This window comes from Qipengyuania profundimaris (assembly GCF_030717945.1).
Taxonomy (GTDB): domain Bacteria; phylum Pseudomonadota; class Alphaproteobacteria; order Sphingomonadales; family Sphingomonadaceae; genus Qipengyuania; species Qipengyuania profundimaris.
Genome location: NZ_JAVAIM010000001.1, coordinates 2,148,895 through 2,173,710 on the forward strand (window position 1 = coordinate 2,148,895; position 24,816 = coordinate 2,173,710).

Annotated in this window: 19 protein-coding genes; 14 read left to right on the forward strand and 5 right to left on the reverse strand. The window is 61.3% G+C overall.

The features are described from left to right. Positions 1–4: 4 nt before the first annotated feature. From Q9K02_RS10555 to Q9K02_RS10590, 8 genes are all read left to right on the forward strand, one after another. The gene (locus Q9K02_RS10555; RefSeq protein WP_305932857.1) at positions 5–1,012 is read left to right on the forward strand and encodes a septation protein IspZ; all 1,008 of its coding nucleotides are present in this window, start codon (positions 5–7) and stop codon (positions 1,010–1,012) included. Next, positions 1,009–1,605 (forward strand): class I SAM-dependent methyltransferase, encoded by a 597-nt coding sequence (locus Q9K02_RS10560; protein WP_305932858.1) that lies wholly within the window; start codon positions 1,009–1,011, stop codon positions 1,603–1,605. The genes Q9K02_RS10555 and Q9K02_RS10560 overlap by 4 nt, the downstream gene beginning before the upstream one ends. A 178-nt stretch (positions 1,606–1,783) precedes the next feature. Beyond that, the gene (locus tag Q9K02_RS10565; RefSeq protein WP_305932859.1) at positions 1,784–2,431 is read left to right on the forward strand and encodes an MOSC domain-containing protein; all 648 of its coding nucleotides are present in this window, start codon (positions 1,784–1,786) and stop codon (positions 2,429–2,431) included. A gap of 131 nt (positions 2,432–2,562) precedes the next feature. Next, positions 2,563–2,949 (forward strand): glycine zipper 2TM domain-containing protein, encoded by a 387-nt coding sequence (locus Q9K02_RS10570; protein ID WP_305932860.1) that lies wholly within the window; start codon positions 2,563–2,565, stop codon positions 2,947–2,949. A 120-nt stretch (positions 2,950–3,069) separates the two neighbouring features. Beyond that, positions 3,070–3,843, forward strand: coding sequence for an SDR family oxidoreductase (locus Q9K02_RS10575; protein ID WP_305932861.1), 774 nt, complete (start codon positions 3,070–3,072; stop codon positions 3,841–3,843). Beyond that, a complete protein-coding gene (locus Q9K02_RS10580; RefSeq protein ID WP_305932862.1) occupies positions 3,840–4,511 on the forward strand; it encodes a cytochrome b/b6 domain-containing protein in 672 nt (223 codons plus the stop codon). Before Q9K02_RS10575 ends, Q9K02_RS10580 begins: the two co-directional genes overlap by 4 nt. Beyond that, on the forward strand, positions 4,501–5,241 hold the full coding sequence (locus tag Q9K02_RS10585; RefSeq protein ID WP_305932863.1) for a molybdopterin-dependent oxidoreductase: 741 nt from the start codon (positions 4,501–4,503) through the stop codon (positions 5,239–5,241). Before Q9K02_RS10580 ends, Q9K02_RS10585 begins: the two co-directional genes overlap by 11 nt. 39 nt (positions 5,242–5,280) lie before the next feature. Further along, on the forward strand, positions 5,281–6,531 hold the full coding sequence (locus Q9K02_RS10590; RefSeq protein ID WP_305932864.1) for an SAM-dependent methyltransferase: 1,251 nt from the start codon (positions 5,281–5,283) through the stop codon (positions 6,529–6,531). Between the two features lie 444 nt (positions 6,532–6,975). Here the strand turns inward: Q9K02_RS10590 and Q9K02_RS10595 are convergent, their stop codons facing one another. Continuing rightward, positions 6,976–7,245 carry a hypothetical protein gene (locus tag Q9K02_RS10595; protein WP_305932865.1) on the reverse strand — a complete coding sequence of 90 codons (270 nt, stop codon included), beginning with the start codon at positions 7,243–7,245 and terminating at the stop codon, positions 6,976–6,978. A 917-nt stretch (positions 7,246–8,162) separates the two neighbouring features. On the opposite strand from Q9K02_RS10595, the gene Q9K02_RS10600 reads away from it, so the two are divergent. Together Q9K02_RS10600 and Q9K02_RS10605 are read left to right on the forward strand one after the other, a co-directional pair. Beyond that, positions 8,163–9,377: an argininosuccinate synthase gene (locus tag Q9K02_RS10600; RefSeq protein ID WP_305932866.1), complete on the forward strand. Its 1,215-nt coding sequence runs from the start codon at positions 8,163–8,165 to the stop codon at positions 9,375–9,377. A gap of 923 nt (positions 9,378–10,300) precedes the next feature. After that, positions 10,301–10,813, forward strand: a complete 513-nt coding sequence (locus Q9K02_RS10605) for a septal ring lytic transglycosylase RlpA family protein (protein ID WP_305932867.1) — start codon at positions 10,301–10,303, stop codon at positions 10,811–10,813. A gap of 132 nt (positions 10,814–10,945) precedes the next feature. On the opposite strand, the gene Q9K02_RS10610 is transcribed toward Q9K02_RS10605, so the two are convergent. Both Q9K02_RS10610 and Q9K02_RS10615 read right to left on the reverse strand, forming a co-directional pair. Beyond that, entirely contained in the window at positions 10,946–11,923 is a 978-nt protein-coding gene (locus Q9K02_RS10610) for a hypothetical protein (protein WP_305932868.1), read from the reverse strand. Between the two features lie 366 nt (positions 11,924–12,289). After that, the gene (locus Q9K02_RS10615) at positions 12,290–12,658 is read right to left on the reverse strand and encodes a hypothetical protein (RefSeq protein WP_305932869.1); all 369 of its coding nucleotides are present in this window, start codon (positions 12,656–12,658) and stop codon (positions 12,290–12,292) included. Positions 12,659–12,999: 341 nt separating this feature from the next. Between Q9K02_RS10615 and Q9K02_RS10620 the strand changes: the two genes are divergently transcribed. Then, complete coding sequence (locus tag Q9K02_RS10620; protein WP_305932870.1) at positions 13,000–13,899, forward strand: hypothetical protein; 900 nt, start codon at positions 13,000–13,002, stop codon at positions 13,897–13,899. Positions 13,900–14,150: 251 nt separating this feature from the next. Here Q9K02_RS10620 and Q9K02_RS10625 read toward each other — a convergent pair whose 3' ends face one another. Next, positions 14,151–14,621 carry a CHRD domain-containing protein gene (locus Q9K02_RS10625; protein WP_305932871.1) on the reverse strand — a complete coding sequence of 157 codons (471 nt, stop codon included), beginning with the start codon at positions 14,619–14,621 and terminating at the stop codon, positions 14,151–14,153. A gap of 70 nt (positions 14,622–14,691) precedes the next feature. Beyond that, complete coding sequence (uvrA, locus tag Q9K02_RS10630; RefSeq protein WP_305932872.1) at positions 14,692–17,679, reverse strand: excinuclease ABC subunit UvrA; 2,988 nt, start codon at positions 17,677–17,679, stop codon at positions 14,692–14,694. Between the two features lie 316 nt (positions 17,680–17,995). On the opposite strand from uvrA, the gene Q9K02_RS10635 reads away from it, so the two are divergent. The 3 genes from Q9K02_RS10635 (at position 17,996) to Q9K02_RS10645 (ending at position 24,814) form a co-directional block, all read left to right on the forward strand. Continuing rightward, the gene (locus Q9K02_RS10635) at positions 17,996–18,589 is read left to right on the forward strand and encodes a response regulator transcription factor (protein ID WP_305932873.1); all 594 of its coding nucleotides are present in this window, start codon (positions 17,996–17,998) and stop codon (positions 18,587–18,589) included. A 173-nt stretch (positions 18,590–18,762) separates the two neighbouring features. After that, positions 18,763–20,694 (forward strand): calcium-binding protein, encoded by a 1,932-nt coding sequence (locus Q9K02_RS10640; protein WP_305932874.1) that lies wholly within the window; start codon positions 18,763–18,765, stop codon positions 20,692–20,694. A gap of 394 nt (positions 20,695–21,088) precedes the next feature. Then, positions 21,089–24,814 (forward strand): M10 family metallopeptidase C-terminal domain-containing protein, encoded by a 3,726-nt coding sequence (locus tag Q9K02_RS10645; RefSeq protein WP_305932875.1) that lies wholly within the window; start codon positions 21,089–21,091, stop codon positions 24,812–24,814. Positions 24,815–24,816 lie beyond the last annotated feature (2 nt).

Genomic DNA, 24,816 nt, shown 5'->3' on the forward strand with positions numbered 1-24,816 from the left:
GCCTGTGGCAGGGGTGACGATCTGGCGCTATCGGCGCCGCTTTCGGGTCGGTTCCACCAACGGTCTGGTAACGCTGCGATCGCGCAGCGATGGTCTGTTCTCGGAACTGTGCCTCGATGGCAGGGTCGTCTCAATGGATGCGACCCCGGCCATCGGCCCCGACGCCGTGCGCAATCATCGCTTGTCCGCGCCGCTCCCCGACGGCTCGTTGATGGAGATCGAAGCCGGCTACATCAGTTCGATGAACCTTGGCATCGCGGTGCGGCGCGACGGGGAACTCATCCACGAAAGCCACCCCGGAAAGACCATCGCGTATCCCGAGCAATATCGGGAGATGATGGAAAGCTATGCCAACGGAACGGTCGGCGACGCACTGTCGCAGGGCTTCAAGGACGGCGCGGGCGGCCACAACTCCCACATCGATTTCGGCGCCTTCAAGCGCAATCGCATTCCGCTGGCGGTCGACATTCTGCTGGGCCTACTCTTTTTCGTCGTCGCCAAGCTGACCGATCTCACCACCGCTGCGCTGATCGGGGCCGCAGTCGGTGTCGCCTTATTGGTGGCCCAGCGTTTGACCAAGGTCGACCTGCTTGGGGGTCTGGCGCTATTCGGCATAGCCTTGCTGTTGCTTTCCGCAGGCCTCGCGCTGGTTTTTCAATCCGACGATGCGGTCAAGTACCGCTCGTCCGTCGTCGGCCTCGTCAGCGCCTCATTGTTCTTTTTCGACGGTGTGGCTGGCGGGAACCGGCTTGCGGTCCGGCTGAAACGCTATCTGCCCTATCGCGACATAGATCCCGCGCGGCTCGGCATCGGCATGGGTGTACTCGGCGCGATCATGGCCGGTCTAAACCTGGTTGTCGCGTTCTACGGGTCGACCGATTTCTGGCTGTTCTACAGCACCTTCGCGGATTTCTTCGTAACGATGGTGCTGATCCTGATGGTGTTCCGGTATGCCCAAGGCAAGATGCTGCGCGATGTAGCCCCAGTCTATCGAGAGCCACCGCCGGAATGAGCGACCCGGCGACGATAGCGTTCTACGAAACGAATGCGCCGCGCTACACGCTGGGCTTCGGCCAGGCGCCGAGCCGGCACCTCAAGAGCTTCCTCGATCGGCTGAAGCCCGGGGCCCACGTTCTCGAGCTCGGCTGTGGCGGTGGACAGGATTCGGCCCGGATTGTCGAACGCGGTTTCGGCCTCGATGCGACCGACGGCACACCCGCAATGGTCCGCAAGGCAAACGAGCGCTTCGATGTCGGGGCGCGCCTGCTTCGCTTCGACGAGCTCGAGGCCGTAGCCGCATACGACGCCGTCTGGGCGCATGCCTGCCTGCTGCATGTTGCGCGGGCCGACCTGCCCTCGGTGCTGGCGTCCATCCATCGCGCGCTGCGGCCCGGCGGCTGGCATTTCGCCAATTTCAAGCTGGGCGACGGCGAAGGCCGGGACCTGCTTGGACGGCTGCATAATTTCCCCGATGCCGGTTGGCTCGAAGAGGTCTATCGCGCAGCCGGTTTCGTGATTGTCGCTTCTGAGATCTATGCCGGAAAAGCGGCCGACGGAACGCAGCGCGACTGGATAGCGCTGACGGTGCAGCGGCTTCACGCATGAGCTAGTCAACCGACCGGCTTTCCTACACCAGCGGGCTATGCTCAAAGACCGGCATGGTCGATCTAATCCTTTTTCAAACCGCGATTAACCGGCGCGTTGCGGGTGGTCGGTTTTTTCCGCCCAGGACAGTGGTCCATGCGGTCCATGTCTCCGATCCTGTAGGGATGGAAGTTTGGCGATGAGCGTGGTCATCACGGCAGTCTGTATCGGCCTGCCCCGCCCCTTCAACGGCGCGGAACTCAGCGCGATCGACAAGCGGCCGGTCGCAGGTCCGGTGGCCATCCGCAGCTTCGGGATCGAAGGCGATATGGTCGCCGATACGAAGCATCATGGCGGGCCGGACATGGCCGTGCATCACTATGCGAGCGATCACTATGCCGCGTGGGACGACTGGCTCGGTGGACATGCCCTGCTGCACGGGCCCGCCGCTTTCGGAGAGAACCTCATGAGCACGGGGCTGGCGGAGAGCGATGTCTGCATCGGCGATCGCTTCCGCTTCGGCAGCGCCTTGCTGGAAGTCAGCCAGCCGCGCCAGCCCTGCTGGAAGATCGAGCATCGCTTCGGGCACAAGGGCATGGTGAAGCGTATCCTCGCCGGGCACATGTGCGGCTGGTACTACCGCGTCATCGAGGAGGGCGAAGCTGAGGCCGGCGACGCACTGGAGTTGGTCGAGCGGGTGCATGACAGCTGGAGCGTCACCCGCGTTTTTGCAGCGCTTTACGACCCGAACAGCGAAGCGACCGGAGCGGAGCTTGGCGAAATCGCGGCACTGGACCGGCTCACCGATCAATGGCGAGACAAGGCGGGAAAGCGACGCAATGGCTAGCAACTCGTCGTGCTCGGCGGGTCGGCTTATCGCTAATCTGGCCTCTGTGGCGCTCGTTCATCCGAGGTTGTGGACCCGCTGACCACTGTCCCGGTTGAAGAGCCAGACCACAGGATAATGAGGCACAAACGATGAAGAAACTCGCTCTCGCATTCGCCGCCGGCACGTTGGCCGTCACCGGACTGGGCACAGCAGCTCCGGCTGCTGCCGACCCGCCGTCCTGGGCGCCGGCCCATGGCAAGCGTGCCAAGGATCGCGCAATCTACGACAGGCGTGGTTACTATATGGAGCCGCGCCGGATCACGCGCAGCAGCCGGATGTGGCGCGGCCGCGACGGCCGCTACTACTGCCGCCGCGACAATGGCACGACCGGTCTGGTGATCGGTGCCGGCGTCGGTGCGCTGGCGGGCCACGAACTCGCGGGCCGCGGCGACCGTACGCTCGGTGCGATACTCGGTGGCGCGTTGGGCGCGATCGTCGGCCGCGAGATCGACCGCGGGAGCCTTCGCTGCCGCTAAGGATATTCGGATAGTTCGAGGGGTTCAGCCCTTCGGTTCGCAGGAGGCGCGCCATGCGAGGTTTCGGCCCCGCATGGCGCGCCTTTCCATTGGAGCGCGTTCGGCTAAGGTAGGAAAGCCATGCCGAAGACCAACAGACCAGCCGTGCTCGTCACCGGAGGCGCGAAGCGCCTCGGCGCAGCGATCGCGAAGGCCTTCGGCGCGGCTGGCTGGCATGTCGTCATCCACTACCGCCGCTCCGCCGATGCTGCCGAGCGACTGGCCGCTGCGTTGCCGAGCGCGGAGACGATCCGCTGCGACCTCGCCGATGGTGATAGCGCCGTCGCCATGGTCGACGACCTCGCCGCGAAGCTCCCCGACTGGGCTGCGCTGGTCAACTGCGCCTCGCTGTTCGAGGAGGACAGTGTAACCGGGCTCGACCCGGCAACGAACAGGAGAGCGATGCAAGTCAACGCGACCTCCCCGGCCCGCATGGCACAAGCCTACCTCGCCACCGCGCGAAGCGAGGCTGGGCGCTGCGTGATTCAGGTCACGGACCAGAAGCTCGCCAATCCCAATCCCGACTTCTTCAGCTACACGATGAGCAAGCACGCCTTGGATGCCACCATCGACATGCTGTCCATGGGCGCGGCGGATGACGCGGACCGCGTCTACGGCCTCGCACCCGGCGCCATCCTGCCGAGCCATGACCAGAGCGAAGCGGAAACCGTGGTGTCGCACCGCCTGAACCTGCTCCGCCGCAAGACCGACGCCGCCGAAGTCGCGGATGCAGCCCTGTTCCTGGCAGGGAGGCACCTGTCCAGCGGCCAGACCCTTTACATCGACAGCGGACAGCACCTGCTGGCGCAATCGCGCGATGTGATCTACTTGGCGCGCGAGGGGGGCGCAGGATGAAGAGGCACGTCCTTTCCACGCGAATCTGGCATTGGCTCAACCTGCTGTGCGTGGTCGTGCTGTTCATGTCCGGCCTGACCATCAGCAACGCCCATCGCCTACTCTACTGGGGCGACTGGGGTTTCGATCGCAGCCAAGCCTGGCTCGAAGTGCCGCGCTTTCCCGACTGGATGACGATCCCGGGCTATTACAGCCTCGCCGTTGCCCGCGACTGGCACATCCTGATGGCATGGCCCTTCGCGCTCGGGCTGCTGTTCATGTGGATCGCCATGCTGCTCAACCGCCATTTCAAGCGCGACCTGAGGACAACCCGCAAGGAGTGGCAACCGAAGGCGACCTGGCGCGACCTCGTCGAGCATGCCAAGCTCAATTTCGACCATGGAGAGGGGAAGTACAACTTCCTCCAGAAGCTGGCATACGGCCTCGTGCTCGGTGTCTTCCTGCCGATGATGGTCTTCACCGGCATCGCCATCAGCCCGGGCATGGAGCCGACCTTCGGCTGGCTGGTCGATCTCCTCGGCGGGCGCCAGTCGGCGCGCAGCCTGCACTTCATCTTCGCCTTCGCAATCCTGGGCTTCTTCATCGTGCATGTCGCCCTCGTCCTGCTGTCCGGTCCGATCGGGCAGATGCGCGCCATGATAACCGGGGGATCGACCCATGAAGCGTAGAGGGTTCCTGGCCGCTGCGGGTGCCGCCTTCGTGGCCGGCTGCAACAAGGTCGCCGATAGCGATGCAGGCGCGCGGCTGCTGTCTGCGGCGGAGAAGTGGCACATGGGCGCGCACCGCCTGCTCTCCAATCGCGAGGCGCTCGCCCCGGAGTACCCGCGCAGCGCCGTCTCCCCCTTCTTCCGCGGCAACGGCTCGGTCGACCCGCAGAACGGAGACTATCCGCGCCATGTCGAAGAGGGCTTCGTCAACTGGCAGCTCACCGTCGGCGGGCTGGTCCGCAACCCGCTCGCCCTCACGCTCGACAACATCCGCCGCCTGCCCCAGCGTTCGCAGGTCACCCGCCACGATTGCGTCGAGGGATGGAGCGCAATCGGCGAATGGACCGGTCCGCAGCTCTCCCTGCTGCTCGACGAGGCACAGCTTCACCCCGAGGCACAGTTCATCGTCTTCCGCTGCGCCGACAACCTCAACGGCGATGACTACTACGAGAGCGTCGACCTGATCGATGCCTACCACCCCCAGACCATCGTCGCCCACAGCCTCAACGGCGAACCCCTCCCCGTCCGCAACGGCGCCCCCTTGCGCATGCGGATCGAGCGGCAGCTGGGCTACAAGCACGCCAAGTACCTCACCGGTATCGAGGCCGTCGCCAGCCTCGACGACATCGGAGAGGGCCAGGGCGGTTATTGGGAAGACCGCGCCGGCTATCAGTGGTACGCCGGCATCTGACGGGCTGGACACGACATCGGGCTTTGGCAAGATAGCGCGATGAGCAAACGCTTGCTGTCCCGCTTCCTCGGCTCCGTCATCGAGAAGGGCGTGCTCGAAGCGCGCTTCGCCGACGGCAGCACCGCCCGTTTCGGCCAGCCTGCAGAGGGCTATCCAGAACTCGCCGTGATCTTCCGCGACGGCAAGGTTCCGCGCGACATCCTGCTCGATCCCCGCATCGGCGCTGCGGAAGCCTATATGGACCAACGCCTCGATCTCGAGGGCGGCGGCATCATGGAGCTCGTCCAGCTGCTGCGCTCCAATTCCGCGTGGGAGCGTGGCGGCAAACTCCGCCCACCCTCTCTCGGCCGCCGCATCCGCAACCGCGCCACCTTCGCCATCGGGTCGATCAACGACCGCATCGGCGCGCGCAAGAACGTCGCCCATCACTACGACATCGGCAACGACCTCTACCGCCTGATGCTCGACCCCGAGCACATGCAATACAGCTGCGCCTACTGGCCCGAAGGCGTCGAGACCCTCGCCGACGCGCAGCACGCCAAGCTCACCCATATTGCCGCCAAGCTGGCACTGGCCGACGGTCAGCGCGTGCTCGACATCGGCTGCGGCTGGGGCGGCATGGCGATCTTCCTCGCACGGCATTTCGACGTCGAGGTCCACGGCATCACCCTGTCCGAGGAACAGCTCGCCCTCGCCCGCAGCCGCGCCCGCGAAGCCGGGGTGGACGACCGCGTGATCTTCGAGCTCGTCGACTACCGCGATCTCGCCAAACGCGGCGAGCGCTTCGACCGCATCGTTTCGGTCGGCATGTTCGAACATGTCGGCCGCCCGCAGTTCGAGACCTTCTTCCGCGCCTGCGCCAACCTGCTGGCCGACGACGGCGTCATGCTGGTCCACACCATCGGCCGCTTCGGGGGACCGGGCACGACCGACGCCTTCACCTCCAAATACATCTTCCCCGGCGGCTACATCCCGGCCCTGTCGGAGACGCTGGCGGCGAGCGAGACATCCCGCCTCATCCACTCCGACATCGAGACCCTGCGGCTGCACTACGCCAGGACCCTGCGCGAATGGTACGCCCGCTGCGAAGCCAACCGCGCGGCGATCGTCGAGCTCTACGACGAGCGCTTCTACCGCATGTGGACCTTCTACCTCGCCGGCGCGACCGCCGCCTTCGAATGGGGCGGCATGGGCAACTACCAGATCCAGTACGTCCGCGACCGCCGCGCCCTGCCGATCACGCGCGACTACATGGCGGCGGCGGAGAAGCGGCTGCTGGGCGGGGATTGAGGGCGCGGATTTGCGCGTGATGGCCGTGTAGGACGAACCGAGGGTTCGCCCCCGCGCAATCCTACGACATGGACCGCATGTTACACGGTCCAATGCGGAAAAAGCTGCCGGGGGATGCGGGGGCGGTTTGGTGCTGGAGAAACGTGGAGTGGGCGCAGAGTAGGCCATGCATCTCGTTACCACCGCGCGGGGATAGTAGGAAAGTTAGGACACGCCGACCATAGCCCGCCACCTAATCATCGCCTGCCGAGCAACCATAGATATGGCGAGCAAACCGGATGGCGTTGGACGCTTACTTGCGTATCAGAGCATCTCCGTCATCGAGGTTGAGACACCTGACTGCGGCGCTGCCATACTTGATGCGATGCAAAAGCCCGACCAAAAGGGCAGCGATATTTAGGTATTTAGCCCCGCGACTTTGTCCCTCATTTCAAAGTCATTTATTTAGCTCTCACGAACCCCAGGAGAACATCTTTCTCTGAGCAGGTTGAAAGCAAAACCATTTTGATCATGGATCCGGACCCATGTTTCGGTAGGATTTTTGATGATCCGATAGAAATGTCCTTCAGCGTCAGAAGCTTTCAGGAGAGATCCGTCACTTTCAAAAATAGCAGGTACCACAAAAATCTTGCCTATCTTTCGATCCTCTACAGTATATTCGAAATCACTTCCGTTGATTTCGAAAGTTTCTGAAGAGACGATTATTGTATTCACTCCATCGCCATAGCAACCGAAGTATGGGCGAGGGTCCAACGCTGGCCTTCCGTCCGTAGAAAAGCATGAACTGGTCTGCAGAAGCAGGACTACTAGAACAAGTCTCACGAGGCTTCTCTATTTTAGATATATGTCCAATGATCTGGCCGGAAAAAAGGTGCGCAGCGTCACTTCAAAACGTCGCGCTCGGATTCTTCCGAAGAAAAGTAAGTTAATAGTGCAATGGTAATGCTCTGCGATGGAAACGGCAGGAGTCGTCTCACCATAGGCTTAGGAGACAAGCTTTTTGCTAGAACTCTATGCTGCAAACATCGCTCGTCACCTGCGAGAAGATGTATGTAGAATTCGCAATATTCCACCAGATAATCGTAACTGATACCATCGCTATATTCTATCTGCAAGAAATCGAAGAATTTTGCTTTAGCTTCTCCGTGCCTCCCTTCGGAAACTAGCAGCCTCCCCTCAAAACATTGTACGTAAGCAGGCGGCTCTATTGAACTTGCAAGTACCTTATTGAGCTTCTCACGTGCAGCCGCGACCCTCTTCCGCTCCAGCTCGCTTCTCGCTCCGATGAGCCAAACTGCACATAAGATGGATTGTACTAAGTGTCTCAATCTTTTAGTCCGGTTCGACTTGGAGAATTCTGCAGTCTTTGAAGCGACAATCACGACGTTTTGAACTGCGAAATTCAAGGGAAAGTATGCGGAACTTGTTCTGTGCCAGTGGTCACGTATCGCACCGTAATTGATGGCTCCATGATCAGCAAATCGAACGATCGTTTTGCGTCTTGGCTGCCGCGAAAAGCTAAGGAGCGCCGATCCGTCTCCTCCTTCCTATTTACCTCCCCCACACTTTCCCATTTGCCTACAGCGTCACGCTCCTGCTAGCGGCGCGGCCAAGCTAGCGAAGGTGTATCCATGTCCGAGATCAAACGTGTCGTCCTCGCCTATTCCGGCGGTCTCGATACTTCCGTCATCGCCAAGTGGCTCGAGGTGGAGCGCGGGCTGGAGGTGGTCACCTTCACCGCCGATCTCGGCCAGGGCGAGGAGATCGAGCCGGCGCGCGAGAAGGCCCGCGGCATGGGCATCCCCGACAATCATATCTTCATCGAGGATCTGCGCGAGGAATTCGTGCGCGACTTCGTCTTCCCGATGATGCGCGCCAATGCGCGCTACGAAGGCGATTACCTGCTCGGCACCAGCATTGCGCGCCCGCTGATCTCCAAGCGCCTCGTCGAGATCGCGCACGAGACCGGTGCCGACGCCATCGCCCATGGCGCGACCGGCAAGGGCAACGACCAGGTGCGCTTCGAACTGTCGGCCTATGCGCTCGACCCGGACATCCGCGTGATCGCTCCGTGGCGCGAGTGGGACCTGACCAGTCGCACCGCGCTGATCGCCTGGGCCGAAGCGCACCAGATCGCCGTGCCCAAGGACAAGCGCGGGGAGAGCCCCTTCTCGACCGATGCGAACCTGCTGCACACCTCGAGCGAGGGCAAGGTGCTGGAGGACCCGTGGGAAGAGACGCCGGACTACGTCTATTCGCGCACCGACCATCCCGAGGATGCGCCCGATGAGCCCGAATACATCACCATCGACTTTGAGACAGGCGACGGCACGGCGCTGAATGGTGAGGCGATGAGCCCCGCGACGCTGCTTGCAGCGCTGAACGATCTCGGGCGCAAGCACGGCATCGGGCGGCTCGATCTGGTCGAGAACCGCTTCGTCGGCATGAAGAGCCGCGGGATGTACGAAACCCCGGGCGGCGAGATCTACGCCCGCGCCCACCGCGGCATCGAGCAGATCACGCTCGATCGCGGGGCGGCGCATCTCAAGGACGAGCTGATGCCGCGCTATGCCGAACTGGTGTACAACGGCCTGTGGTTCAGCCCCGAGCGCGAGATGCTGCAGGCGGCGGTGGACCTGAGCCAGGAGAAGGTGAGCGGGACGGTCCGCCTCAAGCTCTACAAGGGCAATGCGATGGTTGTGGGGCGCAAGTCGCCGAACTCGCTCTACTCCGAGGCGCATGTGACCTTCGAGGACGATGCGGGCGCTTACGATCAGAAGGATGCGGAAGGCTTCATCAAGCTCAACGCCCTGCGGCTGCGGCTGCTCGCCAAACGCGATCGTTAGTTGCGTCGCAGCACTGTTGTGCACTGCGATATTGCGCCTGCGAGACCCTGAGCGACAGGAATTTGCGACAGACGGTTTAGTTATCCACTCCCGTCCACAGCGAAAACTAGCGAAAGTGGAAAAGTCGCCGGTCGGGCGGTTGCAGAATCGGGCCTTCAGGCGCAGCTTCAAGTCATCGGAACGGCGCGGAAACAAGCTGAACTGGACAGCCGAAAGGCTTGATAGATCGGAGTTTTTCCAAACCGGGATGACGTGGCGGAACCTGTCCGCGCGGTTCAAGAGACCCTCGTGCTGAAGACCTCGGTCGGACGCAAGGCGGGTCGATGACGGAACCGCGAAGGTGTTTCGACACGAGCTTGGCCAACCCGGCCGGAAGCCGAAGGTGGCGTCGAGGAAAGGTCTTCGGACCGGACAGCGATGTGACCGTTCGAGGCGGAAGGCCATCAACGGCAAGCCAAGCTGCGGAACCGCCTGATGAAGGCCGGTCTGCGACGGAAGCGAGGGTCCTTGCGACCTGGCGCACCCGAGCGGGTCAGCCGGAGGGTGGATCCGGATGCCGGTGCGAGCGCCGGTGACAGAACCGGAAGGGAAGTCTTCGGACGGAACGGAAGGGAAAACATCGGATGCCAAGTACGCGTCCCTTGATCTTCGGATGAAGGAACTCGGCCACGCATCGGTGAGAGTGGGGTCGGCAGCGATGCCGGCCCCATTTGCTATGCGGCCTCCTGCCGCGCAGGCGAATCCTCCTTCGTTCAACCTCTAGTGGCCCGAGCTAGCCTGACCCACGAAACCCGGTACGCACGCGCTTTCCGATCCCGGAAGCGCGACGAACTGTGGCGGGAATGGGGCCATCGCCCGCCGGGTTAACGACTCCCGCCGGGCCCTCCGGTATAGCCACCCGATCCGAACGGGAGGTTCATCTGATGACCAAACGCACGATCCGCGCGCTGCTTTTTGCTGCCGCCGTTACCCTTCCCGCCAGCGCGGGCCATTCGCAGAGCGCCGGGCCGATGCCCGCGACCGAAGCCGCCTTCGTCGAGCATTTCGCCCCCTATTCCAGCCTCCCGCCCGAGCCGGAGGCGGCGGGCAAGGTCGTCGACCTCGGCACCTTCGATCCGCCGGTGGAGCCCGAACCCGTGCTCACCGTCCTCCAGAGCGGCGGTGCATCCTATTACGGCCGCAAGTTCCACGGCCGCCGCACCGCCAGCGGCGAGGCGTTCGACATGCACGCCATGACCGCCGCGCACCGAACCCTGCCCTTCGGCACGCTGGTGCAGGTCACCAACCCCAGCAACGGCAAGAGCGTGACGGTCCGCATCAACGACCGCGGGCCCTTCCACGGCAAGCGCGTGATCGACGTGAGCCGCGCCGCCGCCGAGCAGCTTGGCCTGATCCAGCGCGGGCATGGCCGGGTGGAACTGGCGTTACTTGACTAGCCTCAAGCGCCGGCGGCCGCATCCGCGGCCTTAGGCTATCCTCGCTCCCTCCGGTCGCTGCGGGCGCACGGTCGTGCTTGCCTCGCTGGCGCTCGGTTCTCTGGGAGAGGCACGCGTTGCGCCACGGTGCCGTCAGCCCGGGCCCTCGACCCCCTCCCCCTCGGCCACCCACTCCCCCGCCTCATCGCGCGTGTGCAGCGCCCAGTCCGCGCCGTAGCGCCACCAGTCTTCGTCGCCCGCTTCGAAGGCGGCCATCTGGCAGGCCTCCACGTCCCACGCCTCGCCCGACAGCTCCTCGACAGGCGGCGCATCGGCGGGGCGCGCTTCGTCCATTTCCTCGATCAGGCGCGAGACGCGCGGGTAGTGCGGGCATTCCCGGCATTCCGGCCAGCTCGGCGCGGCGCAGCATAGCGCAGCGCCCGCATCCGCCGTCTCGCCCACATTGCACACCGGCTCCCACCCCTCGGCTCCGACGCGGTAGTGCGGCTGCCCGCGATCGGTGCCGAGCTGCGCGCCGATGCAGTCGCAGGGCGGCTCGGGCGGCGCATCGGGAGCCTCCGCAAGCCCCTCGCCCCCCGGAGACATGGACCGCATGTTACACGGTCCAGGGGACAAAATCTCGGCGGTCTCGGCGGGAGGCGCCACCTCGATCGCCTGCCCGCGCCGCATGCGGGTAAGCATGGCGTCGAAATTCTCCGCCAGCTCCTCGATCCGCGTGTCGGTGCGCAGGCGGTCGAGCCGGCCGAGATGCGCGAGCAGCAGGCGGTCGGAGAGGCGGCGGCGCGTGCCGACGAGCTCGCCGTGATACCACACCTCCTCCTCCACGCCGTTCATGGCGCAATCCGCCAGCTTCGCCTCCGCCGCCGCGCGCGCGACCACCAGCGCGGCATCCCACGCCCGCCCGAAGGCTGCGGAGTTGCGTCGCGCGCGATAGCAGGTCTGGTGCGAAACCTTCACCCGCCGCGCCGCGGCCCGAACCGATCCCGTGACCGCCAGCGCCTCGAGAAACGCCACCTGCCGCTCCGCCACGAACTGCGTCTGCGGCGCATGCTCGTGCTCGGCGAAGAGATCGGTGTGGAGGACGATGGGGTGGTTGCTGAGATCGGTCATGCGGTTCACCTTGCGAAGGAAGAAGGGAACCGGGTCACTTATACAGCGCGAGGGGTGTAGGACAGAACTTCCCATCCCACACTAGCTGGCTGGCAAATTACCGAGCCGAAGGCGAGGCAAGGCCGACCGGCCGCCCGAGATTATACGAGGAAGCCAAGCGAGCCGGATGGCTCGCGCCCGGCCTTCGAGGGCGAAGCCAAAGAACTCTGAAATCGATGGTTCACCTGCCGCTTTGAATTCAGGAGAAACAAAATGGCCCTAGTGAGATGCCGAAGGAGAGAAGCCCATCGGACTGAGGCGGCTGCGTCAATATTTCAAAGTCAAACGAACAAGTCATGCCTTGCAACGCAATTGATGCAGAAAAGCCTAGTCCTTGGCGGCGATCAATCCAGATATAAGCAATCTCTGATTTTCTTTAACAGCCTCGATTTCTTGACTAAGGGCCCTAATAGCATCTAATAACTCTTTCGAGCTGTCATGGCTAGCTGATGTTATATCTTTTGAATAGGAAGAATCACGACCATCAAGGCTAGCCTGAGCCGCTTCACGCATCCTGCGCGACACCCATGCACCTATCTTCATTCCGTCCTGCTTAGCGGCACTACGCATCAAATCGACTGACCGCCGCTCAATACCCTTGATTGTATATTGTAGCTTCTCCTCTGCCCGATCTTCGTTTCGCGGCTCATCAGTGTGGGGAAAATTGGTCATGGCGTTAGCACCAACATCGAACATTACTCTCTCCAGAGTTTCCACTTGTGACATCTATGTGATACACGACACGGCTGAACGCAGACCGCAACACCAAGATGTCAAACATTCAGTTTGTGTGAGATGTATGGGTTAATTGTTCTGGAAGACTTTTGGGGTCCCTAAGTCAATGCAGCGAATCAAAGATTGGCGATAAACCGTGTGCATTTTACGGTGAACTGACGTTTGTACCCCGTTAGCACCCTTGAAGTAGGACTGCCAATTCGTTAAAAGGCTTGCCTAATTAACCGCGAATAACGCAATCTCCAACATTTCGTCTGGGGGCCAGAGGGGAGGGGCTGCGACGAAAAGCAGGGAGGGGCCTGATGCCTCCTGATAATGACGTAACTGTAATCACCGCTAGTACGTTGCAAGAATGGGCTGAAAACTGCATTGGCAGGCTTCGTAGCTATGCAGAGACAAAGCCCGAAAGTGACGCGGCGCACCGGTATGCTGAAGCGCTTCGCTCGGTGCGCAGGGTTGAGATCGCCGAGTTAGGTGATCGCGCTTTTAATCTCGAAGGTGACACTCTCACCCTGAACGCAACGCCGCTTTGGCGTACGTTCGAAGTCGTATTCGAAGATATTTCAGACGAAGACCTACAACTTGACCCCGGGCAGATTATTCCACTTTGTAACATGATCCTCGCGATCTTCCTGTTGCATGAGTTGCGGCATATCGATCAGCGCGTTGAGCGTTTTGAAGACGTACAGGTGCTGAAATCATTGGGCTTCTCGCCATTGGTAGCCGAACTCGACCTGCTTGCGGACCGGGATGCCTTGATTGCGTTTTCCGCTTTATTCCGGAACGATTTCGAAGATGGCGAAATGGAGGCGTTCGAAACTGGTTTGGCATTCTCGCCTAGATATTTTTTCAAGGCGTTCGATTTCGACCCCGCAAAAAAGCCGCACAAAACGCTTCGGGCGGTCAGCTTGATTCTGATGCTAGCGCGAATTTACTGCGCCAAAAATTCTCCAGAGAAACCTATCGTTTCGCTGGACGCTGCGCTTTCATTTTACGGTTTAGAGGCACTAAACGATATGGAAGATCGGCCATTCGTCATCCTTGCGGAGCAACCGTCGCGCCGAATTTATCAGATCGCTGATGCTGACTGGAGTGTCGCGTTGGCGCGCATCATCGCATCTGTTGAAAAGCGAGATTACGATGGTGCTCTAGCTTTGGGTATGCTGATCATCGAAAATAAAGAATTTCCGAAATCAGTATAACGTTTAGGAAGTTGTCGGGATGTTTCTAATTCATTAGATTATCATAAGCGGATATTCTTCCCCATCACCCCCAACTCCACCCACTGCTTCGCGTAGCACATGTGCAGCTCGCGCGTTTCGTTGGCGTCGGGTTCGCGCTCGCGCCAGGCCGTGCCCTTTTAATAACGCAGTTGCAGATTTTGCGGGCAGAGTGGAAGCCGCGACGGATCTTCATCAAGTCGCTCTCCCAGGTCTTGCGTAACGCCTCCGCCCTACTCCGCCCCCACCACCATCAACTGCCCCCTCACCGCCCCAGCCGGATACGCCTCATTGTGCAGGTTCACGTAAAACCCGCCCGGGTTGGCGAGGATGCGCTTGGCCAGCCCAGCGTCGATCTCGGTGCAGGCGTTGGCGCGCTGGCCCAGTTGCGGGGTGATCAGCGGGGTGACGACGCCTCCGGCAACGCCCGCGGCGCCTTCGTGGATATGGGCGGCGGTGATGAGGTCCGTGCCGCGCGCTTCCATCTGGTAGCACATGCGGCCCTGCGGGTTGAGCGCGACGAGGAAGTCGCCCGAGCCGTCGGGATCGCCCACGCGGGGGACTTCGTTGGCGCCGTCGAGGCTGGCCGACAGGCGCGTGCCGAAGTCCAGCGCGTCTTGCTCGGCATAGGTGGCGCAGGCCGACAGCGCGAGGGCGGAGGCTGCGGCGACGGCAGTGGCGGCGGCGGATTTCAGGCGGTTCATGGCTCTCTCCCCTTGGATTGCGCCCGACCCTAGGCCGGGGGCGCGCAAGGGGGAAGCGGAAACGCCCGCGCTACTCCGCCGCTTCCCGTGTACGCTCGCCGTTGCGTTCCTTGGCCCGTTCGCCCGCACGCTCGAGCATGGGGGCGAGGTACTGGCCGGTGTAGGAGGCATCGACCTTCGCGACATCTTCCGGCGTGCCCTGAGCGACGATCTCGCCGCCCCGCACCCCGCCGCCGGGGCCGAGGTCGAGGATGTGGTCGGCCGTCTTGATGACGTCGAGATTGTGCTCGATCACGACCACCGAATTGCCCTGCTCCACCAGCCGGTGCAGCACTTCGAGAAGCTTGCGGACATCCTCGAAATGGAGGCCCGTGGTGGGCTCGTCGAGGATGTAGAGCGTCTGCCCGGTGCTGCGCTTGCTGAGTTCCTTGGCGAGCTTCACGCGCTGCGCCTCGCCCCCGGACAGCGTGGTCGCCTGCTGGCCGACCTTGACGTAGCCCAGCCCCACCTCGTTCAGCATGTGCATCTTGTCGCGGATCGGGGGGACGGCCTTGAAGAAGCCTTCCGCATCCTCGATCGTCATGTCGAGCACGTCGGCGATGGAGAGGCCCTTGAACTTCACCTCCAGCGTTTCGCGGTTGTAGCGCTTACCGCCGCATTCCTCGCAGGTGACGTAGACGTCGGGCAGGAAGTGCATCTCGATCTTGATCAGGCCGTCGCCCTGGCACGCCTCGCAGCGGCCGCCCTTGACGTTGAAGCTGAAGCGGCCGGGCTTGTAGCCGCGGGCCTGCGCTTCGGGGAGGCCGGCGAACCAGTCGCGGATCTGGGTGAAGGCGCCGGTGTAGGTCGCCGGGTTCGATCGCGGGGTGCGGCCGATGGGAGACTGGTCGATCTCGATCACCTTGTCGCAATATTCGAGGCCGGTGACCTTGTCGTGCGCGCCTGCGACCACGCGTGCGCCATTCAGTGTGCGCGCTGCGGAGGCGTATAGCGTGTCGATGGTGAAGGACGACTTGCCCGAGCCCGAGACGCCGGTGATGCAGGTGAAGGTGCCGAGCGGCAGGCTGGCGGTGACGTCGTTGAGATTGTTCGCCCGCGCGCCGTGGACGGTGAGTTCGTGCCCGTTGCCCTTGCGGCGGGTGCTCGGGACGGCAATCTCGCGCCGTCCGGTGAGGTAGGCCGCGGTGAGCGACTTCTTCGACTTCAGCACCTGCTTGAGCGTACCCTGCGCCACCACTTCGCCGCCGTGCACGCCCGCGCCGGGGCCGAGGTCGACCACGTGGTCGGCGGTGCGGATGGCATCCTCGTCATGCTCCACAACGATCACCGTATTGCCGAGATCGCGCAGGCGCTTGAGGGTCTCCAGCAGCCGGTCGTTGTCGCGCTGGTGAAGGCCGATGCTGGGCTCGTCGAGCACGTAGAGCACGCCCGAGAGACCGCTGCCGATCTGCGATGCGAGACGGATGCGCTGGCTCTCCCCGCCGCTGAGCGTGCCGCTGGTGCGGTCGAGATTGAGGTAGTCGAGCCCGACATTGTCGAGGAAGCCCAGCCGCTCGTTGATCTCCTTCAGGATGGCCTTGGCGATCTGCTGCTGGGTATCGTTCAGCGCATCGGGGAGCCCCAGGAAATAGTCCTTGGCATCAGCCACGCTCATCTTCGTCGGCGTGGCGATGTCGGTGCCAGCGATCTTCACCGCCAGCGCCTTCTCGTTGAGGCGCTTGCCGTCGCAGGTCTCGCACGGCTGCGCGGTCTGGAACTTGGCCAGCTCCTCGCGCATCCAGGCGCTCTCGGTCTGCAGCATGCGGCGGTTGAGGTTACCGATCACGCCCTCGAACGGCTTCTTCACCGTGTACTGCTTGCGCCCGTCCTTGAAAGTGAGCGGGATGGCGCGGCCCTTGGTGCCGTAGAGGATGATCTCGCGGATTTCCTTGTCGAAATCTTCCCACGGCGTGGTGAGATCGAACTCGTATTCCTTCGCAAGCGATGCGAGCACCTGCATGTAATAGGGGCTCGGCGGGTTGGACTTGGCCCAGGGGACCACCGCGCCCTTCTTCAGGCTGAGCGCCTCGTTGGGCACGACCAGTTGCGGGTCGAACAGCTGCTTCTCGCCGATCCCGTCGCAGGTCGGGCAGGCCCCCTGCGGCGCGTTGAAGGAGAACAGCCGCGGCTCGACTTCCTCGATGGTGAAGCCCGAGACAGGGCAGGAGAAGCGTTCGGAGAAGACGATGCGATTGTCTGGCAGGCCTGCGCCTTTCATTGCGCCGCCCTTGCCTGCGTCCGGCCCAATGGTCGCCGGGCGCACATCCTGCCGCTCCGCCAGCGCCTCGGCCACGGTCGTGTCGGCGAGATCGACATATGCCAGCCCGTCCGCCAGCTTCAGCGCCGTCTCAAACGAGTCCGCCAGCCGCGTCTCCAGCCCGGCCTTCACCGCGAGGCGGTCGACCACCACTTCGATGTCGTGCTTGAATTTCTTGTCGAGCGCGGGCGCTTCCTCGATTGCGTACATCTCGCCGTCGATGCTCACGCGGGTGAAGCCCGCCTTCTGCCACTCGGCCAGCTCCTTGCGGTATTCGCCCTTACGCCCGCGCACCACCGGCGCGAGCAGATAGAGCCGCGTGCCCTCGGGCAAGGCCATGACCCGATCGACCATGTTGGAAACCGTTTGCGCCTCGATCGGCAGGCCGGTGGCAGGGCTGTAAGGCACCCCCACCCTCGCCCACAGCAGGCGCATGTAGTCGTAGATCTCGGTGACGGTGGCTACGGTACTACGCGGATTGCGGCTGGTGGTTTTCTGCTCGATCGAGATTGCGGGAGAAAGCCCGTCGATATGTTCGACATCGGGCTTCTGCATCATCTCGAGAAACTGGCGCGCATAGGCGCTGAGGCTCTCGACATAGCGCCGCTGACCTTCGGCATAGATCGTATCGAAAGCGAGACTGGATTTGCCCGAGCCCGACAGGCCCGTGATGACGATCAAGCTGTCTCGCGGCAGGTCGATATCGACGCCCTTGAGATTATGCTCCCGCGCGCCGCGGACGGAAATTTTGGTGAGTGCCATGGGCAGGCAGATGGGCCTTCCAGTTGAACAATTCCAGCCCCTTGACGGTTTGGTTTGCATTCAACCAAACATGTCCTTCGGCAGGTCGAAAGCCTCAGATTCAGCTTGGAAAACGCTATATCAAAAGCTAAGCCTATGCATGCTACGGCATATAACATTCAGTAACCATTCGGGCGGAAGGTTTGTTGGAGGTCTCAATTATAAAAAAAGCTATCTAGCGTCGCCGATAATCGCAGTTTTAGTTGAATCTTAGATGTAACAGGTACCGTAGAAGTACTGTATTCTACAAGATTGAAACTTAGATGTCTGGTGTATTATGTATATTTACATTGTTGAGCAAGACGAGCGAGAAAAAGAACATATTTGCGATGTTGTGGCTCACATGCATCCGAAGGTACAATGGTACGATAAGGGCAGGCCATTTCTAAACGAATGCGAAAACCTTCCTCGTGGCCTAATCATTCTGGACACCTGCCTGCCCGATCTCGACGGCATGGCGCTGCTGCATAAATTGAAAAGCGACTGCGACAATGGCCACGAGATCATCCTGCTGAGCGGGCCCTGCAGCGTCAGCGACGCAGTTCACGCCATGAAGGAAGGCGCGATAAACTTCTTCGAAAAGCCCTTTCGGCAGGCGGAAATGGTCGATGCCGTCAAGGAGGCTCGCGACAAGTTGACCCGCGCCCCATCGACCGAACTCGCCGAGCAGGATCTCATGTCCCTGGCACAGCTGACGCCGCGCGAATTGAGCGTGTTGAAGGCGTCGAGCAACGGACGAAGCGCAAAGTCGGTCGCGCACTCACTCGGTTTGAGCGTGAGGACGATCGAGATGCATCGATCGAACATCATAAAGAAGCTGGACGTGCGCAACTTTGCCGGCGCATTGCTGCTTGCCGCAAAAGCCGAATGAATGGCCTTAATTTGCCGTTAATATTATAACGTATTTTCACGGTATAAATACCGAATTTCGAATTATTACGATGTTGCCTCGGCTATTGGTATAGCCAATTCTCCGATTACTAGAAACAGCGTGTCAAAGCGTTGACCGACCGAATAAATCGGCGGGGGAACTGGAGAGTTGCAATGAGCCTAATAGACATTGAAGCCGATCTCGGAATTATCGATCTCGACCTCGAAATAGGATTGATAAATATCGATCTTGCCATTGGCTTGCCCGTTAGTACGGGAACGGCTGGAAACGATCATACTGCCGGATCGCAAGGTCTCGATGTAATTTCGACATTTTCGGGCGATGACGTGATCATCGGGTCGGATGGAATCGATATCGTCGACGGTGGCACCGGTACCGATTATCTCATGTTCGACTTCACCAGTGCGGTTCGGCACGCCGACGAAGGATCGCCCCGCGATGTGACGATCACGAATTCATCCGTCCGCACCGGTGAAGGCGGCCTTTTGGGACCGGACGTGCAGACCTCGATGTCGAACATCGAAGGTATCGTGCTGCGGTTCGGCACCAATGTCGGAGGAATGATCGTCGACACCAATAACGATAGTGCCGACGCAAGTGCCTTTTCCGGTAGCGAAGGTGTCCAGTTCATCAGCGGTGGCGGGTCCGACACTTTCGTCGGCAGCAGCAGCGACGATGTGTTTTCCTTCCTTATCGGCGCCGGCACCAACACTCAGGCGACGGCAGATGGCGGTGCAGGTGATGACGCGGCTCTCATCCGGATCGATCTGAGCGGCAGCAATTCGTTCACCTATACCGATGGCGGAATCTTCAGCACCGCGGGCGAATTCGTGTCCCTGACAAGTGTCGAAAATGTTGCGGTGGTTGCCGGTAACCTGGTCGCAGGCGGCAGCGGTGGCACGACGGAGCTCGATGCATCGGCAGCCACCGGGCCCCTCCGGGTCGATTTCACCAATGGTGGCTCAGTGACCGATTTCGATGCGGACATCACCGTTCGCGGCACAGCCATGGACGACATCATCGTTACCAACGCCGGCAACGACACCGTTTACGGCGGCGACGGCAATGATCAGGTCGACGGCGGCTGGGGGAACGATGCCCTCTACGGCAATGCCGGCGACGATTTGCTGATCGGCGGTCATGGTGACGATCTGCTCGTCGGGAATTTCGGCAACGATACACTCCAGGGCGATTCGGGCGAAGACCGCCTGTTCGGCGGCTTCGGCGACGATTTGCTGGCCGGCGGAGACGGCCGCGATACGATCCGCGGCGGTTCCGGTCAGGATAGCCTTTACGGCGGCCAGGGCGTCGACGTCTTGTATGGCGGGCAGGACGACGACCTTATGCACGGCGGCCTCGGCGCAGACTACCTTTATGGCCGCGCCGACAACGATACGATCTTCGGCGATGAGGGGGACGATTTCCTCTATGGCGAGGAAGGCAACGACGTACTGGTGGGCGGCGATGGCAACGACAATGCGTTCGGCGGATCGGGCGACGACCGGCTTGAGGGCGGCAATGGAGACGACTTCATGCGCGGCGGCCTCGGCAGCGACCTGCTGACCGGCGGGTTTGGTGCCGACAATCTCGGGGGCGGAGAAGGCAACGACCGTATCTTCGCCGGTGCGGGCAACGACCTTGTCGAAGGCGGCGACGGCCACGACACCCTTCGCGGCGGCGACGGAGACGACGTCATCCGCGGCGGAATGGGCTCGGACAACATCGCCGGCGGTCTGGGCAGCGATGTCATGTCGGGAGGATCCGGCGCGGACGTGTTCTTCTTCGATGATCCTGCGGATCTGGCAAGCAGCGTGGACCTGGCCGATCTCATCACCGATTTCACGCAGGCGGATGGCGACACCATCAGCTTCAATGAATTCGATGCAGACACGACCATGGACGGCGAACAGGCATTCGCCTTCATCGGCGATGCCGCTTTCAGCGGTACCGCGGGCGAACTGCGCTACGTTCAGGGCAATGGTCAGACAGTGATCGAAATGGACCGCGACGGGGATGGCATGGCCGATCTCTTCCTCGCGCTTGAGGGCACCATCGACCTGACGATCAACGACTTCGCCTTCTGATCTCGACAAAGTGACTACCGGGGGAGCGGGCGGCGCCCGCTCCCCCTTTTTTGCGCTTTCTCATCGCACGGTAAGCCGTGCATCTTATCACCATGGATCGCTTTCGTCGGAGGGAGGAACGCCAAGCTCGAATGCCCGAGCCCGACAGCCCGGAGATCACGGTCAACCTGTCGCGCGGCAGGTCGATATCGACGACCTTGAGATTATGCTCTCGCGCCCTGCAAACGGTCTCAACGGGTGCCAGCGGCAGGGCACGGCTGCCCTGATGTCCGGGTTGAGCGAACCGACCCACCTTTCAATCTTCCAAACTATCTTCATAATAAATCATCAGCATGCATTGCGTCAAAAACCACGCTAACCCATAGAGGTATCAATTCTCAGGGGGGTCCAATCGATGACGATTACAGCTGGCGAGGTTCGAGAGAGTAATTCTTCACCATCGACCACGATCACAGGCAATCTCGCAACAGGCGATCTTGCCGGAATTGAGGTCGTCGGCGTTGCAATAGCAGGGCGACGGTACGGAAATGTCGGAGCCGAATTCGACGGTATTTTCGGTTCACTGCGGGTGAACGCCGACGGCAGCTTTACCTACGTGCTCGACAACTACGATACGGACACGAATCTGCTTTCAAACGGCGAAACCGCCCTCGACCGCTTCGTCATCACTTATCGCCAGAACGGTCGTCTTCATCATGCAAATATCGGCATCGAGATCAACGGTCGCGATGAGGCCGGCCAGTCTTGGATCGACTACGATTCCCCGGTTTTACTGCGAGACGTTGTCGACACCTTTATCGGCCCAAATTCTTTCGTGCGATTTTCAGCCGACGAAGGTTACATCGAATATTTGGTCGGAAACGACGACCCTGACGTCGTGATGAACTTCACCAATAACGGGTCGATATTTCTCCGCGGGACTGGCGATGGTTCACAAGTCGTGGCCGTGGGACCAACAACTCCGAACGGATATCTCATCAATAATGGCCGGATCGCCGCGATCAACGCCGATGGAGTTTCCGCTGACCTGATCGCGGTAGGTGGTTATGGCACGAACAATGGCGTGATCTCCGCGACCCACGATGGACCATACTCATCGGCACGGGGTGTCGGGCGAGCAATCGGAAGTAGCGGGCTGGTCGAAAACAACGGCTTGGTCGAAGTTGTTTCCAACTTCGACGCCTATGGCGTGACCAGGAGCTTCGGGCCTGGATTTGTGAATCGCGGCACAATCTACGTCGAAGGCGGATCGGACTACGATGGTCAATCCGCCGATCCGCTCGGCATCATCGGTTTTCGCGCCGGCGGCACTTTCGACGTGGACAACCAAGGAACTGTGCACGTAATTTCGAACACCGACCAGGTGGAGTCGGTTGGGTTTCGATTTTTCGCAAACGCAACAAATCTCTACAGTCAGATGAGCTTCGACAATTCGGGGACCATAGTCGCCGATCGAGCGATCATTCTTTCGGGCAATTACAGCTCCTCGATCGATCTGATCAATTCAGGCCACGTCGAAGGATCTCTCGAAATATCCGTAAACGGGGTAAATCTGATCCATAACGCCCGAGGCGGATTTTGGCGCGGCGACATGTCGCTCGGCCCTCTTCTCGACCAGTTTGTCAACGAGGCGCGCCTTCTGGGCTCGGTCGATATGGGCGCGGGGTCGGATGTTTACGATGGCGGCCGCAATGGTTTCGTATCCGGCCGCGTTGTTGGCGGCGACGGGTTCGATTTTCTGTCCGGTAGCGATGCGGAAGACAGGCTCGACGGTGGGCAGGGATCGGATATCATCGCGGGCGGAGGCGGCAGTGACAGGCTGTCTGGCGGCACCGGTGCAGACGTTTTCCTCTATCGCGCAGCGTCGGATTCAACTTCAGCTTCTCGCGATATCATTACCGACTTCGAGAGCGGCAGCGATGTCATCGATCTCGGCCTCCTCGGCGTGGACAACTTTACCCTTTCGGGAAGCGGTTCCGGAACGCTGCTACGGGCGCTGACGCCCGCCGGCATGCTTGAAATTCTTATCGAGGGAAGCGTGTCGCGCGCGGACATAATAACCAGTCCCGCAGACTCGCAAGTACAAGGTGGAGCGAGCGACGACGCGCTATACATCGCTACGGACGGAGGCACTATTCGCGGAGGCGGTGGCAATGATGCCCTTTTCGGATCCAGCGGCCACGACATACTGAACGGGGGCGCTGGCTCGGACCAAATGTTCGGGGGCGACGGAGACGATATCTATTATGTCGATGCAGCCTCTGACCTTATCCTCGAAACCGCCACCGGAGGAATCGATGAAGTGCGCGGCTGGTCTTCGTTTCGTCTGCCGACAAATACCGAAACCGGTGTGCTGCTAGGTACCGGCAACACTTGGCTTCGCGGCAATCAGCAGGATAACCTGCTCATCGGAAACAGCGGGCACAATACCATCTTCAGCAGCGGCGGATACAACACGATGATCGGCGGTCTTGGCGCCGACACGTTCTCGCTGCAGTTCGGCTTCAACCGGATCGTCTATAATTCGGTCGAGGATTCCACATCGGCGGCGGCCGACTTGTTGCGCAGGTCCGACGCCTCGAACTATATTATCGATCTGACCGCACTGGATGTGGAGTACATCTCGCTTACGGGCACGCGAACCGTCCGCGACACGTCAGGGGCCGGTGTCCATTACCTCCACTTTAACGAGGTGACCGTCACCACTGCTTCCGGCGATCTCGTCTTTGCGATCGATAGCGATATCGACCTCTCGAATTTCGAGATCAATGGCGCAGGCGGGACTCTGTACGGAAGTGATGGGAACGACGACCTTGACGGAGGGTCGGGTAATGACCGCATCTTCGGGAGCGCGGGTGCAGATACGCTCGACGGCCGGTTAGGTAACGACAGCCTCTATGGAGGTAGGGGAACAGACGCTCTGATAGGCGGCCGTGGAGATGACTTGCTCGATGGCGGCACCGGGACGGACACCGCCATTTACCTGGACGCCGCAAGAGGCGTCCGTGTCGACTTGGGATTGGGTGCCGTGCAGCAAGACACGTTCGGCGCCGGCCGTGATACTTTGGTAGACATCGAGAACCTTACCGGTTCTCGCTTCGCAGATCGGCTCACCGGCTCAGAAGACGCCAATACGATATACGGAGATTCCGGCCACGATGTGATCGATGGCAGAGGTGGCGCAGATCGTCTGTTCGGCGATGTCGGCAACGATGTCCTCGACGGCGGTGCGGGCGACGACTCCTTGTCCGGTGGTGACGGCGATGACATGCTGATTGGCGGGGCCGGTCACGACACCGTAACCGGCGCAAGTGGCGACGACCAGCTTATCGGCAACGACGGTGAGGACCTGCTGCGCGGCGGTTTTGGAAACGATCGGATGTTCGGCGGCGTGCACGACGACACGATGTACGGCGACGACGGTGTAGACACGATGCGCGGCGGCCATGGCAACGATACGCTCTATGGAGGCCGGGGCTACGATCTGATGCACGGCGGCATTGGCGCCGACGTATTGGTGGGTGCCGGTGGCGGCGATTATATGTTCGGCGGCGATGGCGACGATACGCTACGCGGCGGCGATGGCGGCGATACGATGACTGGCGATGGCGGACACGATCAGCTCAACGCCGGCGCCGGGAACGACACTCTGGCCGGGGGCGCGGGCGACGACCTGCTGCTCGGTGGCAATGGCGAAGATGTCTTGCGCGGCGGCAGCGGGGACGACACGCTCGAGGGCGGCTATGGCGCGGACAACCTCGGCGGCGGGGCCGGTCGCGACATCCTGGTCGGGGGCGGCGGTGCGGATGTCTTCAGGTTCGACAGCGCCGATCATCTGGCCTTGGACCGGGCAGCCACCGATCTGATCCGCGATTTTCGGCAATCGGACGGCGACCTGATGAACTTTACTGCAATCGACGCCGATACGACGACCGAGGGTAACCAGGCGTTTGCGTTTATCGGAGGGCAGGCTTTCAGCCGGACCGCAGGGGAATTGCGCTTTACCCATTCGAACGGCCAGACCGTCATTGCAATGGATCGTGATGGCGACGGATTCGCCGATCTGCGCATCGTGCTCGACGGGCAGGTCGATCTGACGGTCAACGATTTCGCTTTCTGACC

What these genes read in the sequence shown, in the direction of transcription:
- Q9K02_RS10575 (WP_305932861.1), top strand. Translation starts at nt 3,070, where the DNA reads ATGCCGAAGACCAACAGACCAGCCGTGCTCGTCACCGGAGGCGCGAAG.
- Q9K02_RS10600 (WP_305932866.1), top strand. Translation starts at nt 8,163, where the DNA reads ATGTCCGAGATCAAACGTGTCGTCCTCGCCTATTCCGGCGGTCTCGAT.
- uvrA (WP_305932872.1), bottom strand. Translation starts at nt 17,679, where the DNA reads ATGGCACTCACCAAAATTTCCGTCCGCGGCGCGCGGGAGCATAATCTC.
- Q9K02_RS10580 (WP_305932862.1), top strand. Translation starts at nt 3,840, where the DNA reads ATGAAGAGGCACGTCCTTTCCACGCGAATCTGGCATTGGCTCAACCTG.
- Q9K02_RS10610 (WP_305932868.1), bottom strand. Translation starts at nt 11,923, where the DNA reads ATGACCGATCTCAGCAACCACCCCATCGTCCTCCACACCGATCTCTTC.
- Q9K02_RS10560 (WP_305932858.1), top strand. Translation starts at nt 1,009, where the DNA reads ATGAGCGACCCGGCGACGATAGCGTTCTACGAAACGAATGCGCCGCGC.
- Q9K02_RS10570 (WP_305932860.1), top strand. Translation starts at nt 2,563, where the DNA reads ATGAAGAAACTCGCTCTCGCATTCGCCGCCGGCACGTTGGCCGTCACC.
- Q9K02_RS10585 (WP_305932863.1), top strand. Translation starts at nt 4,501, where the DNA reads ATGAAGCGTAGAGGGTTCCTGGCCGCTGCGGGTGCCGCCTTCGTGGCC.
- Q9K02_RS10640 (WP_305932874.1), top strand. Translation starts at nt 18,763, where the DNA reads ATGAGCCTAATAGACATTGAAGCCGATCTCGGAATTATCGATCTCGAC.
- Q9K02_RS10625 (WP_305932871.1), bottom strand. Translation starts at nt 14,621, where the DNA reads ATGAACCGCCTGAAATCCGCCGCCGCCACTGCCGTCGCCGCAGCCTCC.
- Q9K02_RS10615 (WP_305932869.1), bottom strand. Translation starts at nt 12,658, where the DNA reads ATGTTCGATGTTGGTGCTAACGCCATGACCAATTTTCCCCACACTGAT.
- Q9K02_RS10605 (WP_305932867.1), top strand. Translation starts at nt 10,301, where the DNA reads ATGACCAAACGCACGATCCGCGCGCTGCTTTTTGCTGCCGCCGTTACC.
- Q9K02_RS10565 (WP_305932859.1), top strand. Translation starts at nt 1,784, where the DNA reads ATGAGCGTGGTCATCACGGCAGTCTGTATCGGCCTGCCCCGCCCCTTC.
- Q9K02_RS10590 (WP_305932864.1), top strand. Translation starts at nt 5,281, where the DNA reads ATGAGCAAACGCTTGCTGTCCCGCTTCCTCGGCTCCGTCATCGAGAAG.
- Q9K02_RS10620 (WP_305932870.1), top strand. Translation starts at nt 13,000, where the DNA reads ATGCCTCCTGATAATGACGTAACTGTAATCACCGCTAGTACGTTGCAA.
- Q9K02_RS10635 (WP_305932873.1), top strand. Translation starts at nt 17,996, where the DNA reads ATGTATATTTACATTGTTGAGCAAGACGAGCGAGAAAAAGAACATATT.
- Q9K02_RS10645 (WP_305932875.1), top strand. Translation starts at nt 21,089, where the DNA reads ATGACGATTACAGCTGGCGAGGTTCGAGAGAGTAATTCTTCACCATCG.